At 64.9% G+C, this 16,254-nt stretch carries 18 protein-coding genes; 3 read left to right on the forward strand and 15 right to left on the reverse strand.

Going from position 1 to position 16,254, the window contains the following annotated elements; translation table 11 throughout:
• Positions 1 to 109: 109 nt before the first annotated feature.
• The gene (locus V6S67_RS18805) at positions 110 to 754 is read left to right on the forward strand and encodes an arsenate-mycothiol transferase ArsC (RefSeq protein ID WP_334211853.1); all 645 of its coding nucleotides are present in this window, start codon (positions 110 to 112) and stop codon (positions 752 to 754) included.
• Between the two features lie 329 nt (positions 755 to 1,083).
• Here V6S67_RS18805 and V6S67_RS18810 read toward each other — a convergent pair whose 3' ends face one another.
• Positions 1,084 to 2,016 (reverse strand): AraC family transcriptional regulator, encoded by a 933-nt coding sequence (locus V6S67_RS18810; RefSeq protein WP_334211854.1) that lies wholly within the window; start codon positions 2,014 to 2,016, stop codon positions 1,084 to 1,086.
• An 81-nt stretch (positions 2,017 to 2,097) separates the two neighbouring features.
• Here V6S67_RS18810 and V6S67_RS18815 point away from each other — a divergent pair, with 81 nt between their 5' ends.
• Positions 2,098 to 2,904, forward strand: coding sequence for an SDR family oxidoreductase (locus V6S67_RS18815; protein WP_334211855.1), 807 nt, complete (start codon positions 2,098 to 2,100; stop codon positions 2,902 to 2,904).
• The gene (locus tag V6S67_RS18820; protein ID WP_334211856.1) at positions 2,901 to 3,347 is read left to right on the forward strand and encodes an anthrone oxygenase family protein; all 447 of its coding nucleotides are present in this window, start codon (positions 2,901 to 2,903) and stop codon (positions 3,345 to 3,347) included. Before V6S67_RS18815 ends, V6S67_RS18820 begins: the two co-directional genes overlap by 4 nt.
• A gap of 177 nt (positions 3,348 to 3,524) precedes the next feature.
• On the opposite strand, the gene V6S67_RS18825 is transcribed toward V6S67_RS18820, so the two are convergent.
• The 14 genes from V6S67_RS18825 to V6S67_RS18890 all read right to left on the reverse strand — a co-directional run bounded on the left by V6S67_RS18825 (position 3,525) and on the right by V6S67_RS18890 (position 16,181).
• Positions 3,525 to 3,827 carry a DUF4193 domain-containing protein gene (locus V6S67_RS18825; protein ID WP_334211857.1) on the reverse strand — a complete coding sequence of 101 codons (303 nt, stop codon included), beginning with the start codon at positions 3,825 to 3,827 and terminating at the stop codon, positions 3,525 to 3,527.
• 435 nt (positions 3,828 to 4,262) lie between these two features.
• On the reverse strand, positions 4,263 to 5,138 hold the full coding sequence (locus V6S67_RS18830) for a F510_1955 family glycosylhydrolase (RefSeq protein WP_442884930.1): 876 nt from the start codon (positions 5,136 to 5,138) through the stop codon (positions 4,263 to 4,265).
• Between the two features lie 223 nt (positions 5,139 to 5,361).
• Entirely contained in the window at positions 5,362 to 6,078 is a 717-nt protein-coding gene (locus V6S67_RS18835) for a DUF305 domain-containing protein (protein ID WP_334211859.1), read from the reverse strand.
• Positions 6,079 to 6,260: 182 nt separating this feature from the next.
• Entirely contained in the window at positions 6,261 to 6,680 is a 420-nt protein-coding gene (locus V6S67_RS18840; protein WP_334211860.1) for a hypothetical protein, read from the reverse strand.
• Positions 6,681 to 7,004: 324 nt separating this feature from the next.
• Positions 7,005 to 9,137, reverse strand: a complete 2,133-nt coding sequence (locus V6S67_RS18845; protein ID WP_442884932.1) for a copper-translocating P-type ATPase — start codon at positions 9,135 to 9,137, stop codon at positions 7,005 to 7,007.
• A 131-nt stretch (positions 9,138 to 9,268) separates the two neighbouring features.
• Complete coding sequence (locus V6S67_RS18850; RefSeq protein WP_334211862.1) at positions 9,269 to 9,628, reverse strand: heavy-metal-associated domain-containing protein; 360 nt, start codon at positions 9,626 to 9,628, stop codon at positions 9,269 to 9,271.
• 304 nt (positions 9,629 to 9,932) lie between these two features.
• Entirely contained in the window at positions 9,933 to 10,211 is a 279-nt protein-coding gene (locus V6S67_RS18855; RefSeq protein WP_334211863.1) for a metal-sensing transcriptional repressor, read from the reverse strand.
• A complete protein-coding gene (locus V6S67_RS18860) occupies positions 10,208 to 11,557 on the reverse strand; it encodes an MFS transporter (RefSeq protein WP_442884922.1) in 1,350 nt (449 codons plus the stop codon). Before V6S67_RS18860 ends, V6S67_RS18855 begins: the two co-directional genes overlap by 4 nt.
• A gap of 110 nt (positions 11,558 to 11,667) precedes the next feature.
• Entirely contained in the window at positions 11,668 to 13,080 is a 1,413-nt protein-coding gene (locus tag V6S67_RS18865) for an MBL fold metallo-hydrolase (RefSeq protein WP_334211864.1), read from the reverse strand.
• A 105-nt stretch (positions 13,081 to 13,185) separates the two neighbouring features.
• The gene (locus tag V6S67_RS18870) at positions 13,186 to 13,710 is read right to left on the reverse strand and encodes a rhodanese-like domain-containing protein (protein ID WP_334211865.1); all 525 of its coding nucleotides are present in this window, start codon (positions 13,708 to 13,710) and stop codon (positions 13,186 to 13,188) included.
• On the reverse strand, positions 13,688 to 14,089 hold the full coding sequence (gene trxA / locus V6S67_RS18875; protein ID WP_334211866.1) for a thioredoxin: 402 nt from the start codon (positions 14,087 to 14,089) through the stop codon (positions 13,688 to 13,690). Before trxA ends, V6S67_RS18870 begins: the two co-directional genes overlap by 23 nt.
• A gap of 57 nt (positions 14,090 to 14,146) precedes the next feature.
• A complete protein-coding gene (locus V6S67_RS18880; protein WP_334211867.1) occupies positions 14,147 to 14,443 on the reverse strand; it encodes a rhodanese-like domain-containing protein in 297 nt (98 codons plus the stop codon).
• A gap of 62 nt (positions 14,444 to 14,505) precedes the next feature.
• A complete protein-coding gene (locus tag V6S67_RS18885; protein ID WP_334211868.1) occupies positions 14,506 to 15,450 on the reverse strand; it encodes a sulfite exporter TauE/SafE family protein in 945 nt (314 codons plus the stop codon).
• The gene (locus V6S67_RS18890; RefSeq protein ID WP_334211869.1) at positions 15,447 to 16,181 is read right to left on the reverse strand and encodes a rhodanese-like domain-containing protein; all 735 of its coding nucleotides are present in this window, start codon (positions 16,179 to 16,181) and stop codon (positions 15,447 to 15,449) included. Before V6S67_RS18890 ends, V6S67_RS18885 begins: the two co-directional genes overlap by 4 nt.
• Positions 16,182 to 16,254 lie beyond the last annotated feature (73 nt).

A 16,254-nucleotide genomic window follows, 5' to 3' on the forward strand; every position in this document is an offset into this window, starting at 1 on the left:
GACCACCGATTGGGGCCGGCAGATTTGGACCATAGCCGGCAAGCAGGTTGAAGGAGGACCCGGCAGGCGGACCCGCCTACCGGTCAGAGCACCAGGAAGGACGGACACCATGAGCACGCTCTCGCCAGCTGATGATCCCACCGGCACCCACGAGCACGTCCTACACCGTATCTGCGACGAGCTCGCCGCCTCCTTCGATGGTGTGTTCGGGCCCGAAATGGTTGAACGCTACGTCTTCGAGTCCTACACGGCCCTCGCCCGCACAGCGAAGATCAAGACCTACCTGCCGATCATCACGCGCCGATTCGCCCGCGACCGGCTCAACGCCCTCGCCCACGCGCAGGGCAAACGCCCCAGCGGAGTTCCCGAAATCCTCTTCGTCTGCGTCCAGAACGCCGGCCGCTCCCAGATGGCTGCAGCCCTCCTCAAGGACCTCACCCAGGGTGCAATAAACGTCCGCTCCGCAGGCTCGATGCCGGCTGAGCACCTCGACGAGAACGTCGTCACGGCCATGAACGAGATCGGGATCAGCCTCGGCGAGGAGTTCCCCAAACCCCTCACCGACGACGTCGTCCGGGCAGCCGACGTCGTAATCACCATGGGCTGCGGGGACACCTGCCCCATCTACCCGGGCAAGAAGTACGAGGACTGGCAGATATCTGATCCCGCAACGATGACACTCGACGGAGTCAGGGAAGTCCGCGATGCTCTCCGAGCCCGCGTCGAAGGTCTCGTCTCACAACTCGTTAGCTAAGTTCCCGCTGTTTGGTGCCAGTTGTAGCTGCGAAGCCAACGCCACTTACCGCTGCACCGCACACGCTCGGCACGATACCGCCTCATTTGTCTGCCGTCAGACAGGTCGGCGACTCGGCTAGTGCTGAAACCCCGAGGAGTCAGAAAGACCTGCCGTGACAGCGGTGTGCTTGCTACACCGAGCCCCGCCCGGAGCAGTGGTGGCAGGGAGTGGTGGTGTCTCGTCGTGGTGTCTCGCATCCAACTATCGATTACAAGACAGGGAGGAGGAGACGCACCAGTTCGGTGCTCTCGAGTGAGTAGGTGGAAGTGCGATTAGCCCTGCTGGGTTCATGGTGCGAGTGCGGGGCGGCGTTGACGGTATTCGGTGGGGGTTGTTCCGCTCTGGCGTTTGAAGGCTGTGCTGAAGGCGTAGGCGTTGTTGTATCCGACGCTGTGGGCAACTGTTGCGACGGTGGTGTCAGGAGTGTGGAGTAAGTCGCCCGCGAGTGTGAGGCGCCATCGGGTGAGGTAGGCCATTGGTGGTTCTCCGACGCTCGTTCGGAAGCGGGCCGCGAGTGAGGCCCGTGAGATGTTCACCTGGCGGGCGAGAGTGTCCACAGTCCAGGGGGCCGCGGGCTCGGAGTGCAGGCACTCAAGGGCGCGGACAATCAACGGGTCATTGCAGGTGAGCCAGGTGGCTTCGACCGGGCGGTCAGGGTCGGCGATCCAGCTGCGGATGGTGTTGACGACGAGGACGTCGAGGAGGCGGTCGACGACGATCTGGGCTGCTGGGTCCTCGTTGGCGAGCTCACGCCTCAGCAGGTGGATAAGGGTGTTGTCGGCACGTTCGCGCGGGACGACAGCGAGACGAGGTAAGGCGCGTGTGACGAGACCGCCGGCGTTGTCAGGGCGTTGATACGTGCCGACAAGGATCGCGGTTTCCCCGTCCACCGCATTGCCCCATCGACGGACGCCATGCCGGAATTCTTCGCGGAGGTCTCGACCGTCGAGGGTGGTGCAGTGCTGTCCGGTACCGATCTCGATCGAGGGCGTGCTCGTGGCTGCGTCGGTCACTGCATAGGGCTCAGGGCCGCGTATCAGAGCTACATCGCCGGCGTTGAGGCGCGTCCCGTCCACGCGGGCCTCCCCACGGGTAACGACCAGGACGGTGAGAGCGGCACCATCGCGGACGGTAATGCCCCAGGGGGCACTCATACTCATGGCGAGAGCGAAGGCGTTGGCTGCTCGAGGGCCATCAAGGAAATGCGTCAGCGGATCCACGCGGGCAACGCTAGACGATAACGAAGGTCATAGCGAGCTTCGCCCATTCACCATCTAATCTCCTGCCGCTGTACTGGATGTATGACTACTCTCATCCTCGGCGGGGCCGGACGATCCGGCTCCCGCATCATCGACCGACTTGTCACCGCCGGACTACCGGTACGGTCCGCATCACGCCGCACCGGCTTCGATTGGGATGACCGCTCCACCTGGGAAGTCTCCTTACGCGGCGCCTCCGCGGCCTACGTCTGCTTCACGCCCGACCTCGCCTTCCCCGGGGTGCCGGAAAAGATGAAAGCGCTGGGCGAGCTAGCGGCGAAAGAAGGCCTCGAGCGGCTGGTTCTGCTCTCGGGCCGCGGAGAAGAAGGCGCTCGGATGAGCGAGGAAGCACTGCGCAAGGGCGGCGTGCCGACCACGGTTCTACGCTGTTCGTGGTTCCAGCAGAATTTCTCAGAACATTTCCTCACCGGCCCAGTCCGCAGGGGTCACTTGCGCCTACCCGCCCCTGATGTTCCGGAAGCTTTCGTGGACTTGGAGGACGTAGCCGACGCGGCAGTCGTTGCCCTGACCAGAACACCCCCGGAAGATGCGACGTACGAGCTATCAGGGCCGGAACTGCTGACCTTCGCCCAGGCAGCTGCAATCCTGGGTAACGCTTGCGGTAGACCGGTCGCCTTCGAGGCGGTTGACGTGGTGACTTTCGTTGACGATCTTGCAGCCGACGACGTACCGACCGCCGAAGCCGAACCGCTGGCCTACTTGTTCACCGACATTCTTGATGGACGCAACGCATCATTGGCAGATGGCGTCGAACAACTGCTCGGCCGCCCTCCCGCATCCTTGGCTTCCTACGCGCGGCGGACCGCCGACTTAGGAGTCTGGTCATGATTCAAGTCACCGCAGTAGTCGGAGCCGGGGTGGTCGGCGGCATCTATGCGGCCTTCTCGACTATGGTCATACCCGCACTCGGACGGCTCAACAAACACGATGCAACTGCCGCGATGCTCCTCATCAACCGCAAAGCCGAACGCGGCACCTTCATCCTGCTCTTCGGATCCGCCACCGCAGCTGCCATCGGCCTAGCGATCAGCGCGGTACCGCGCGGCGCAGTCACCGACATGGTCATCGCCGGCACATCCCTGGCAAGCACCGTCGTGACCATGACCATCAATGTCCCCCTCAACCGCCAACTCGCACGAGAAGGTGCAGACTTCTGGGCCGAGTACCGCCGCCGCTGGACAACCGCAAACACGGCACGAGCCGCACTCGCCACAGCCGCGGTAGTTGTTGCGAGCACCCACTGGATCCATAACACCGAAAGCAACGCATAGCGCCGTGGTCTACTGCCTCTTCAAACCCCTAGATTTTCGAGACTCGGGCGTACCTGCTCGGGGTGGTGCCGGTGATGCGGGTGAAGTGGGCCTGATCGGCGTAGCCCAACAGTACGGAGGTCCCGGCGAGAGTTCCTTGTAAGGGATCAGTGCTGCCTGGCTAAGTGATGCTAGGTGTTAGCCCTCGCACTCGGCGCAGTACTTATCGCCGTTCACCTCACGCGCTAGCTGGGTGCGGTGATGGACGAGGAAGCAGGACATGCACGTAAATTCGTCCTCCTGCACGGGGACCACGGTCACCGTGAGCTCGTCCTCGAGGATGGCACCTGGTAGATCGAAACCCTCGGCCGTATCCGTGTCCTCGGCGTCGATGACGGAAGTCTGAGTAGTGCTGCTGCGCTGGGCTTGAATCGCCTCGAGCGATTCGTTCGCCGGCATGTCCTCGGGCTTGACGCGTGGCTCGTCGTAGTCGGTTGCCATGGTGGTACTCAGTCCTTCTGTAGTGGGGGAGACGCAACAGAGTACATGCGCAAACAGGGGCTCTTGGTTATCAAGTCCAAGAACATGACCGACGCCACCTGCTGTACTGTGCCCAATCCTCTGCCTCACAAACCCCTGTCACCAGCACGTCACAGACGAAACATGGTGAGGCAAGTTGTCGAGACAGACGACAGCGCATGAGTCCTGACCCGCACTCGTGGAGGCTGTGCACGTCCACCGTTCGCTCGAGGTGAGCTATCCGGTGCGGTGACTCAAGGTGGGTGTGTGCAGGCGGTCCTTCGCTTCCTGCTGTCCAGGTGTGTGCGGGAAAAGCAGCGGAGCGTGGGGGAGCTTTTGCCGTGCACGGGTGGTCAGGAGGAGCGTCGACCATTGACTCGGTGGTAACCCGGCTTGCTTATGGGTGTTGGGCCAGTCCTAGGGCGCGGCGAGGGTCTGGAAGGTTGTTCCGTTGTCGCTGGAAACTTCGATACCTTCGGCGGTGGCGACCCAGATGCGGTGTGTGTCATCACCAGTGTGGGCTGCGGCGATGGCTGCCGGTTTCCCCTGAACGGAGCCTTGCTGTGGCCAGGTGAGGCCGGCATCGACGCTGGTGTGGACTGTTCCGTCGGGGGTGACGCCGATGGCGGTGTCGCCGGCGAAGGTCGTGAAGATCAGCAGGGGAGCGTCCGGCACGTTCTCCCAGGTTGTTCCGCTGTCCTCGGATCGATACAGGCCTTTTTCGGTCGTGGCCAGAACGGTGCCATTGCTGGCGGCGGCCAGGTTGTAGGCGGGGATATCGTCGGCTGTGACGGTCCAGTGCTGCCCGTCGGGGCTGGTGACAATCCGTCCTTCGTGACCGATGAGGCCGTCACTGGTCGCGGCGAGGGCGTGGAAGTCCGTTTCGCCCTGCCGGGACACAGGTTCCCAGGTGCGGCCGTCGTCGGTGCTCGTGATCAGACCGACAGGGTCAGGTAGGTCGGTGCCCGGCCCGGGGTGTCCTGATGCGTACAGGGTTCCGTCGCTGGTGGTGGTGAAGCCCATGAGATCGATCGTCGGCCCGATCCGCTGCGCAGGGGATCGGCTGACATCGAACAGTCCGTCGTGGGTGGCGAGCAGGATGCGGTTCGTGCCCGGATCGACGCTCATGCCGTGGACATGCCCGGACGGGTAGTCCGGCGCTGACGCGGACTCCGTTGGTGCATCCGCTGGTGCGTTCTGGGAGGTCGAGGCCGGGGTGGTGCAGGCGCTGAGCAGTACGGCGAGGGCGGTGATCGAGCCAAGGTGTGCGATGCGGGACAGGGACGAAGACAACAGGCAGTCCTTAGAAGATAGCGTCGAAAAAACAGTCGATACAGGAACGGTCGCTGAGTAACTGACCGGTGATCCGAGGAATCGGGGAGTGGTCAAAACGGTGCCGGTGTGGAGGGAACGGGGCCCCCACACCGGCACCTGTCAGAGGGCAATCACATGCCTCGAATCAGGTCCTTGGAGGACACCAGATCAGAGGGTGGACTGCGTGGTGGAGCTGGTGCGGTCAGAGGCCCGCGAGGAGCTCTTTCATCTGGTCAATTTCGGCCTGCTGGGTGTCGACGATGGTTTCGGCCAGCTCGATCGCTTCGGGGTTCTCACCGTCGTTGATCTCGGTCTGGGCCATGCCGATCGCGCCCTCGTGGTGGGCGGTCATGGACTCCAGGAACAGGCGGGACGCCTCGGTGCCTTCGGCGGATTCGAGGTCGGACATCTGGTCCTCGCTCATCATGCCGCCCATGCTGCCCATGGATCCTGCGTCAGAGTCGGAGCCCATGTTGCCCATGTCGTGGCCCTCGGACCCATCGTCGGAGCCGCCTTCGGGCTCCATGGGCTCACCCCAGGCTTCGAGCCAGCCGGTCATCGTTTCGATCTCGGGGCCCTGGGCGTCCTTGATCTTCGTGGCGAGGTCCGTGATTTCGGGGCTGATGCCGTCCTTGGTGAGCATCATGTCGCTCATCTCCACGGCCTGCTGGTGGTGGGGAATCATCATCTGCGCGAACATGACGTCCGCGTCGTTGTGTTCCTCAGACACGGCATCAGCACTGGGGGTCGCTGACGCGTCAGCGGACGGCGAGGTTTCAGCAGCTGCGCTCGAGGCAGGAGCAGCAGCTTCGGTGCTGGTCGTGTCGGTGCTGGTGGTGCTGCCGGAGTCGGTGCCGCAGCCGGAGAGAGTGAGTCCGGTTGCGAGGCTCAGTGCGGCAAGGGAAAGGTAATGCTTCATGATGGTCAGATCCTTCAAAGCTCAAAGTGGGTGTTGTGTCAGTCGCTCACCCCGCCCGGACAGGGCCAAGGGATGAGGCAGTGCCGGCTGCGCCGTCAATGAACATCGAGACGTCGAGGGCGCGCGAGCATACGAGAGAGCTGGCCCTGCCACCGGTTATGCCGGGGTGTGGGCCGCGGATTCTATGTGCGACTGATGCAGAGTTGAGTCAATGAAGGAGTAGGAGCTGGTCGGGATGCCCGGTGCGAGACGGGTGGTCCGCGGCGGAGCAGTGAGGACGTGAGGGCGCGTCCGGTCGGGGTGAGGAGCCAGGCGATACCGACGAGGACCATGGCCAGCACACACATGCTGAGTGCCATCTCGTCCGCGCAGTCCCCGCCGCACCCTGCAAGCACTCCCTGATCTGATGAGTCGCTGGCCTGCGTCAGGGCGGGCAGTAGTTGCGTAGTGGGCTGGTTGTGGTTGTGGTTGTGGCTGGACGACACTGTGGCGGAGGCGAGATGGACATCCGTGGTAATCAGCGTCGTGGGGCCGGTGGTGTGGTGGGTTGTGGCTCCGTGGCCGCCCATCCAGACGTGCATGGCGAGGATTCCGACGATCACAGCGGTTAACCCGACGAACGAGAGCATGGCAGGAAGCAGAGAGGTCAACGGCGACCGGAGCGTGGCGCGATGATGCATTCCGGTGTTGATTTCCGTCCTCACCGACCCCACCTTCCTTTCGCTTCCGGTACTGCCGTTCATGCGCTTGATGTCACTTCACGCCAGGTCACACCACGTCGGATCGTTCATTCGGTGCTGGTGTTCCGCGTTCTTGTCTTTCCTTCCAGCGTAACCAGATGCCGCTGCGAGCATTGACCCTGATCAACGAACAGATCGTCGAGCAGGTTCGATGCTCGGGTGAAACACTCACTGGCAGCGGTGACTTCAGTCGGCGCTGATCCGTTGTGGGCTGAGATCGATCCGCCGCAGCAGTTGGGCGTTGAGGGCGACAACGATGGTTGACACGCTCATCAGGACTGCGCCGGCGGCGGGGGAGAGGAGGATCCCTGCGAATGCCAGGACTCCTGCGGCCAGGGGGACGGCGAGCACGTTGTACCCGGTGGCCCAGATGAGGTTCTGGATCATCTTGCGGTAGCTCGCCCGGGACAGGTCGATCAGGGCCAGAACCGATCGTGGGTCGTTTCCGGCGAGAACCACGCCGGCGGACTCCATGGCGACGTCGGTTCCGGCGCCGATGGCGATGCCGACCTCGGCGCGGGCCAGGGCCGGTGCGTCGTTCACGCCGTCGCCGACCATCGCGACCTTCAGGCCGCGGGACTGCAGCTCGGTGACCTTGGTGTCCTTGTCCTGCGGCAGGACGTCGGCGAACACCTCGTCGATGCCGAGTTCCTTACCGACGACGTCGGCGACCTGGCGTGCGTCCCCCGTGATCATTGCGACTTTCACCCCACGGGCCTGCAGCGCCTTGACTGCTGCCCTGGATTCCTCGCGGACCTTGTCCTCGAGCCGAACCGCACCGATCACCGAGCCGTTGCGGATGACGTGGAGCACAGACGCACCACGGCCCACCCATTCGTCCACGGTCGTGGCGATGTCGGCCGGAGTGGTGAGGCCGAGCTCTGCGAGCATGTTCGGTCCGCCCACCGCCACGTCATGGCCGCTGACGGTGGCCCGGACACCGCGGCCGGTCATCGAACTGAATCCGGTCCCCGTGTAGCCAAGATGCGTTGCTGCGGAGTTGGATTGTGCGGCGGTGACGATGGCCCGGGCGACCGGGTGTTCACTGTCGGCTTCCGCGGCACCGGCCAGAGCCAGGAGCTCTGGCTCTGTGACACCGGTGACAGTGGTGGTCGCGGTGACGGCGTGCCGGCCCTCGGTGAGGGTGCCGGTCTTGTCGAACAGGACGACGTCGACGGTGCGCATGCGCTCCAGGGCGATCCGGTTCTTAATCAGCACCCCGGTCTTCGCGGCCCGCTCGGTCGAAATAGCGATCACCAAGGGGATTGCCAGGCCCAGGGCGTGGGGGCAGGCAATCACCAGGACGGTGACAGTGCGGATCACTGCATCATCCGGGCTCCCCAGGAGCATCCAACTGATGAAGGTCAGGATGCCGGCGCCGAGGGCGAAGTAGAACAGCAGGGCTGCAGCCCGGTCCGCGAGTGCCTGCGCCCTCGAGGAGGAAGCTTGCGCTTCGGCGACCAGACGCTGGATCCCTGCGAGGGTTGTTTCCGACCCGACAGCGTTCACTTGCACGCGGACCGCGTTATCAGTGGCTACTGTGCCGGCGACGACGGTCTCACCGATGGTGCGAGACACGGTGCGGGATTCGCCGGTGATCATCGACTCGTCGAACTCGGCCGTCCCGTCGGTGATTTGCCCATCGGCCGGTACACGGGCGCCGGAGCGTACGAGCACCACGTCACCGACGACCAAGGCACTGACCGGCACGGTCTCGGTGCCAGTGCCGGTCACTCTGTCAGCCTCGTCGGGGAGCAGGGCCGCCAGGGCATCCAGGGCCCCGGCGGCCGAGCCGAGGGCACGCATCTCCATCCAATGCCCGAGGAGCATGATGACGACCAAAAGGGCGAGCTCCCACCAGAAGTCCAGATCAAACCCGCCGATGCCGAGGGTCGTGATCCAGGAGGCGATGAACGCGACGCTGATCGCCATCGCGATCAGCAGCATCATGCCCGGCTGCCGGGACTTCAGCTCCGTCAGCCCGCCCTTCAGAAACGGTGCACCACCGTAGACGAAGATGACCGTACCCAGGATCGGAGCGATCAACGCAGAGCCGGGAAACTCGGGCGGCATGGCCCCGAACAGCATGGTGAACATGGGGCTGAAACCCACAACGGGGATCGCGAGGACCAGGTTGATCCAGAACCGGTTCTTGAACATCGCGGTCGAGTGCCCGGCATGCTCCCCATGGGAGTGCACCTGATGATCATCGTCCATCCCATGACCTTCATGACCCGCATGTCCGTGGTGATCCGCGTGCTGACCACTCGCAAGTTGTTCCTGGGTGGAAATTGCTGAGTGGGCGTGCTCGTCGGGCATGGCCTGACCGTGCGTTGATTCCGGTCGGCCCGGGTGATGCTGCTGGTTGTTGATGTTCTGGTTCTTGCTCATGATGACTCTTCCTTGGGCCCCTCGAGTAAAGGCGTGCTCGTGCCTAGGCGCGGTGGCTACTAGGCGGTCGCGAGCTGATAGCCGGCCTTCTCGACGGCGTCCTGAACGGACGACTCGACGAAGGGCTGGCTGCTGGTAACACTGACGGTTGATACGCCGCCAGGAACGAGAGCAACCTGGACATCCTCCACGCCGTCCAAGGCGCTGATGGCGCTGCTGACGCGGGCGGCGCAGGAACCACAGGTCAGGCCAGCCACTGAATAGTCAGCAGACACGCTGCCTTCGGTTGCCGGTTGCGCTGCAGTCACCTGCTGAGACGCGCAACACGCACATGAGCCACCCGTAGGAGGGGTTGCGTCGGAGTTCTGGATTCCGCTGATGTCGGTGAGGTTCATCGGGGTCCGGACAGTGTCGGTCATGGTGGTCTCCTGCAGTCGGTGAGCAGCGAAATTGTTGAGGGAGTCGCAGCGCAGAAAGGGAAGCCTTGATGAGGCCCGATTCCATCGCGCGGTGCAGTCGACCTGTACGGCGTATATCCCGGAAGCGGGAGACTACCTTCTGAGGTAGCACCAAATTTATACCCCCCGGGGGTATGGGTCAAGGTGTAGTAAGTCACAGGGGGAGTCCGCTGGTATCTGGTTCTGGGCGCGCGAGAAGAAGGTTCGGAGCATAAGATGCGTGCTGCTTGTGGGTCTGGGTGTGGGGCTCAGGTAGTGGTGGGTGTTAGCGCAGGAGCCGGCTGATGGCCTGGGTTGCTTCCTCCACCCTTGCGTCGACAGCAGCGGATAAGGCGCTGGTCACAGCTTCGTGGGCTGCGTCGACGACGAAGTGCTGCAGGTGGTCCTCCAGCAGGTCAAGGCTGACGGCGCGCATGGCGCTGTTGACGGTGGTCGCGCACACATCAGCACAGTCCGAGTCGGTGCGGATAGCACGCTGACCAGCATCACGTCTTCGGGCTGCTGGCACAGGCTGGTAGAAGGAAACCCCGGATCTCCTGCTCACCTCGAGGTGTGGTCATCGCCGCGCATTCGGACCGCGACCACGATGCCGGAGGCCGCTGTGAGTACGGCGACGGTAGTGATGGCTGCGGGGATCCCGTACCGGTCTGCGAGGAGTCCCGCGAGGAGGGCTCCGATGGCGAAGCCGCCGTCACGCCATAACCGGTAGATCCCGACGGAGCGGGCCCGCCACAGGGGGTGTGCGACGTCTCCGATCGCGGCCAGCAGTGCGGGGTAGACCATGGCTGTTCCTAGTCCCAGGAGGATCGCGGCGAACAGCCAGGGTCGAAACGTGTGGGCTGCGGCTACTGTTGCGAGTCCTGCGGCTTGGACGAGCATGCCGGCGACGATGAGCCATTTGCGGCCCCACTTGTCGGAGGCTGCCCCGGTGACGAGTTGTCCTGCGCCCCAGACCGCGGGATAGACGGCGGCAAGGATCCCTACCTGGTGCAGGCTCAGCCCGGAGCTGATGAACAGGACGGGGAAGAGACCCCAGGCGAGGCCGTCGTTGAGGTTGTTGACCAGTCCGGCCTGGCTCGCCGCGGAGAGCGAGCGGTCTTTGAAGCTGGTGAGCGCGAAGACCTGTCCCGTGGTGAGGTCGGCGTGCGCACCGCCTTGCGCACCGCCGGGTACATTTCCGCGTGCATGGATATAGGTGGCGTCGTGTTGGGAGGCTTCGGTTTTTGCGTGGTGGTGGGTTTCGCGGACGAAGAGGACGGATAGGCCCAGTCCGAGGGCGATGTAGGCGGCGCCGAGGAGGAATGGGCCGGGCCGCAGCCCGTGTTCGGCGGCGATGTAGCCGGTCGCGAGGGCTGTGATGGAGACTCCGAGGTAGCCGGCTGCTTCGTTCAGTCCCATGGCGAGGCCGCGTTGCTTCGGGCCGACGAGGTCCATTTTCATGATGACCGCTGTGGACCAGGTCAGGCCTTGGCTGACGCCCAGGAACACGTTCGCGGCCACGATCCATGCCCAGGTCGGCCCGAGGATGAGCATGAGTGGGACGGGGATCGCGACAAGCCAGCCTGCGACGAGGATGGGTTTGCGGCCGTATCGGTCCGAGAGGGTGCCGGCGAAGTAGTTCATCGCGGCCTTGGAGAGGCCGAAAGCGATGATGTATGTCAGCGCGCTTGTGTATTGGTCCAGGTGGAATGTCTGGGAGGCAAGAAGGGGCAGGACGGTGCGTTCCTGGCCCAACGTCCCGCCGACCAAGGCGTTGACTGCCACGAGCAGCATGAACTGCGCCAGGTTCTGCCGTAGCCCGAGCACCGCGCCCCGTGATCCTGATTGGTAGCGCGGGTGATAGCGCGGGTGATTGCGCGGGTGATGGTGTGGGTGTGTGCTGCCCGGCATGCGTGGTGCTCCGTTCAGGTGGCGGGCGTGGAAGAGCCCGGGCGCGTGGGGGCGGGCCCGGGCTCAGTGCCCGGAGCCGGTGGAGGCCGGCCCCGGGCGGTCTAGGGGGATTAGTTCGCGGCGGGTGCGTCCTGGTGGGCCTGCTGGTAGGCGTTCCAGGCGTTGTAGCTGCCGTCGAGTTCGACGATGTCGTAGCCTGCCCGGCGGAGCGCACTGGCGGCGACGGAGTTCCTTAGGCCGCTCTGGCAGTAGGTGACGATCGTTCCTTCGGTGGGGAGTTCGTCGAGGTGCCACATGACGCGGCCGCCGTTGAGCTGGTGGGCTCCGGGGACGTGGCCTGCGCTGTGTTCGGTGCGGTTGCGGACGTCGAGGATCATCGCGGCGTCGACCTCTGGAAGGTCTTCGGGCTGCACGAGGGCGGGTGTGGTGGTGGGCAGCCCGTCGATGTTGGTGACGTATCCGGCGACGTTGTCGATGCCGACGCGGACGAGGTGGTCCCAGATCTCCTGTGCGTGGTCCTGGCTGGTGGCGAGGAGGACGAGCGGGTTCTTGTCGGTCTCGGGGTTCACGACCCACGCCCCGTAGGTCGCGATCGCAGCAGCGGTGGGGATGTTCAGGGAGCGAGTCACCGTCCCGGTGTGGACCTCGTTCGCGGAGCGGGTGTCGATGAACGTCATCGTGTCCGCGGCGATACCAGCGGCGATCTGGTTCTTGTCGAGTTCGGTCAGGGGTGCACGCTCACCCATGACGGCCGGTCCCTGCCGGTTCTCGCGCTTCATGCGTCCGAAGTAGGCGTGGGCGTCGGGCTGGCCGTCGAGGAGTTCGTTGATGAAGCCCTGCTCGTCGTTCGCGGCGAGGTAGGGGCCCCACCAGGAGTAGAGGCGCTCGTATCCAACGGTGGTGGACGGGATCGCGCCGAGTGCTTTGCCGCAGGCGCTGCCCGCACCGTGGGCGGGGTGGACCTGGACGTGGTCGGGCAGGGTCAGGAACTTCTCCTGCAGACTCTTGAACAGCTGCTTCGCACCCTCGAAACGGGTGTCCACGCCGCCGGCGGCCTCGTCGAGAAGGTCGGGGCGGCCGAGGTCGCCGGAGAACACGAAGTCACCTGAGAGCAGGTAACCGGGTGCGTCGCTGAACGCGCCGTCGGTGACGAGGAAGGACAGGTGCTCGGGGGTGTGTCCGGGGGTGTGAACGGCCTGGATGCTGATGTTGCCGACGGTGATCTTGTCGCCGTCGAAGAGGCGCTTGCCCTCGAACTCGTACTGCCAGTCTTCTCCGCCTTCACCGGAGACGTAGATCTCCGCCCCGGTCGCCGCGGCGAGTTCGCGGGTGCCCGAGAGGTAGTCGGCGTGGATGTGGGTCTCGGTGACGGCGACGATCTTCATGTTGTTCTTCGCCGCGAGGTCCTGGTAGACCGCGATGTCGCGGCGGCCGTCGACCACGACGGCGGTGCCGTTGGCCTGGCAGCCGATGAGGTAGCTGGCCTGGGCGAGGTCTTCGTCGTAAATCCGTTCGATCAGCATCTGGTGCTCCTTCAATTCGAGAAGTTGGATACCCCCTGGGGTATCGCTCTGGTGTCTAGCGTAATACCCCTAGGGGTATTACGCAAGGCGGGAGATGCCTGCGGGTCAGGGTGCTGGGAGGAGGGTGCGTGACCGGGCCCGGGACGGGCCGGGTCCGGGCACGCACCCGGCTTGTGGGGTCCGTCGCCGCGTCTTCAGCGGCCTGCCCAACCTGCCTAAACCTGCCCGGTTGGCCCGGTGTGCCTGGTCTGCCTGGCCTGCCTGGTGTGGTGGGGGCGGCGTGTAGATGACGGGGTGGCCGCCTCGGTACCATTCGGTGATTCCGCCGGCGACGTTGACGGTGGCGTAGCCGCCGCTGGTGAGCATCCGGGCGGCCTGGCTGCTGCGCTTACCGGAGCCGCACAGCAGATACACCGCGGTGTCGGGTAGGTCGGGTAGGTCGGTGAGGCGGGAGGGCAGTTCCTCGAGTGGGATGTTGAGGCTGCCGGGGATGAAGGCCGTGGAATACTCCTGCCTGCTCCGGACATCCACCAGTGCGACACCGGGCCAGAGTTCAGCCAGGCTGTCGGCCGTGATCGCGCGCAACGGCCCGGGGGCCAAGCCCCTGTCAGGCGTTGTGTGGTGTGGCATCCGCGCGGAGTGTGTCCAGGTCCAGGTTTTTCACGGCCTGGACGAGTTCTTCCAGTCCTGCGGCGTTCAGGGCTCCGGGCTGGGAGAAGACCAGGGTCTTGTTCTTGAAGGCCATCAGGGTGGGGATGGAGGTGATGTTCGCGGCGGCGGCGAGGGCCTGCTCGGCTTCGGTATCCACCTTGGCGAAGACGACATCCGGGTGCCTTTCGGCAGCGGCACCGTAGGTGGGGGCGAACATGCGGCAGGGCCCGCACCATGCTGCCCAGAAGTCGACGAACACGATGTCGTTGCTCTCCAGGGTCTGCGCGAAGCTCTGTTCCGTGACGTCGATCGTGGTCGTCGTGGTGGTCGTGGTGGTCGTGGTGGTCGTGGTTGTCATGGTCGTGTTCTGTCCTTTCCGGGTTCTTTTGGGGCGGGGCGTGGTCGTACGGCGGGTTCAGGTAGTGGGCAGGCCCGCACGGGTCCAGGCGGTCATGCCACCGGCCATGGTGTCGGCGCTGAAACCGGCGCTGTTGAGGGCGTCCGCGACGCGGGCTGAGCGATTACCGCTGCGGCACACCACGATGACCGGGGTGTTCTGCTCGAGCTCATCAACGCGAGTGGGTAAGTCACCCATGGGCATGTGCAGGGCGCCGGGGATCATGCCTTCGGCGACTTCGAAGTCCTCACGGACGTCGAGGATCTGCGCTGACGGGCGGCGGGTATTGGTGTCATTGATCGTGATCTCTGCCATGGAGAGGTCCTTTCTGGGTGGGATGGGGTCGAACGCTGTAGGTGAGGTGGTGTTGGGATGGATCAGGCGGGTGTGGGTGTGTTGCGGCGCCGACCCCGCCGGCCCTGATCGTCCTGATCGTTACCGGTGCGGTGGCGGTTGCGGGTGTTCAGGGGGCATGCCGGGATGATGAATCGGCAGGCAATGAGAGCGGCGAGGGCGACGCCTGCGACGATTGCGGCGAGGACGAGGCGGCTGTCCGCGGGTGCCTGCTGGATGAGGACGAACGCACCCATGACCAGAACGAACCAGCCGAAACCCTTGCGCAGGGCAGCTTCGGGGATCCGGCCGGCGAGCTGGGCGCCGATCAGGGACCCAACGATCGCAGCAGCGGTCACGGCCAAGGTCAGCGGCCAGTTGATCTCCACGGTGGTGAGGTACCCGGCGAGGCCCGCGAAGGACTTCATGGAAATCACGACCAGCGACGTGCCGACGGCCACCGACATCGGCAGTCCACCGAGCAAGGCCAGGGCGGGGACGACGAGGAACCCGCCACCGGCCCCGACGAGGCCGGTGACCAGGCCGACGACCACACCATCGAGGATGACCCGCTTCAGGGGCAGCTCACGCTTCACACCCTCAGATGGGGTGGAGCTGGTGGTTTTTTTGCGGCCGCGGATCATCGCGATCGAGGTGGCGACCATCATGAGGGCGAATGCGACGAGCAGGATCTGTCCGGGGATGTACCCGCCGAGCAGCCCGCCGATGAACGCACCAGCCATGCCGGCGGCGCCGAAGATCAGGCCGGTCCGCCACATCACGCGTCCGTTCCGGGCGTGGCTGATGACGCTGATCGCCGAGGTGACACCGACGACGAACAGGGACGCCGCGATCGCTTCCTTGGCCTCGAACCCGGCCACGTACACCAGGATCGGGACGGTCAGGATCGACCCGCCACCGCCCAGGACACCCAGGGACAGGCCGATCAGGATCGACAGGGCCAGAACGAGGATCAGGGTCAAACTCACGCCACACCAACCGTTTCATCAGCCTTGCCGTCAGCCGAGTTCGCGGCCTGGGTGCTCTGGGCTGATGTGGCCGAGGTGGTGGTGGGGAGGGTGTGGATCGCGGATTCGCGGGTGGGTTCCTGGGCTGCCTTGTTCCACGGCATGACGGACAGGGCCTTGCCCATGGCGCAGGTGTTGGTCGCCGCGGAGAACGTGAGCCCGGTACCGATGACGCCGGCGATGGTGCGGACCTTGGGGGAGACGAACCGTCCGCCGGCGAGGCCGGCGATGACGAGGGACCCGGCGACCATGCGGACTTGGCGCTCGAGGTCCCAACGTGCCTTGCCGCGCACGACGTCGCCGCCGGCTGCGGCGTACCCGGGCACTCCGCCGGTGAGGACGTGGGCGGTGCTGATGCCCGAGGCGGCCAGGCGCTGCCGGGCCTGCTCCGCACGCACCCCGGACTGGCAGGCCAGGACGACCCGTGAGCCCAGGCGTGATGCGACCTCGTCGGTGTGCTCTGACAGCAGCGGCAACGGCACGTTGTAGGAGCCGGGGATGTGCATGGACTCGAACTCGGCCGCGGACCGCACGTCAATCACCACGAGATCCTGCCGCCCGCTTTCAGCGTTCTGGCCGTCGAGCCAGGAGCGCAGTTCCTCGGGTGCCAGCGCCGTAATGGCAGGGGCAGCAGGGGCAGCAGGGGCGGCGGTGGTGGCGGGAGCGGTGGCAGTGGGGGTGGGGGTGTTCATGGGAACCTTCCGGTCGGTGCTGAAGTGGATACCCCCAGGAGTATTCCGCATACCCCTGGGGGTAGTCAAAATA

The organism is Arthrobacter sp. Soc17.1.1.1 (assembly GCF_036867195.1).
Lineage (GTDB): Bacteria > Actinomycetota > Actinomycetes > Actinomycetales > Micrococcaceae > Arthrobacter_D.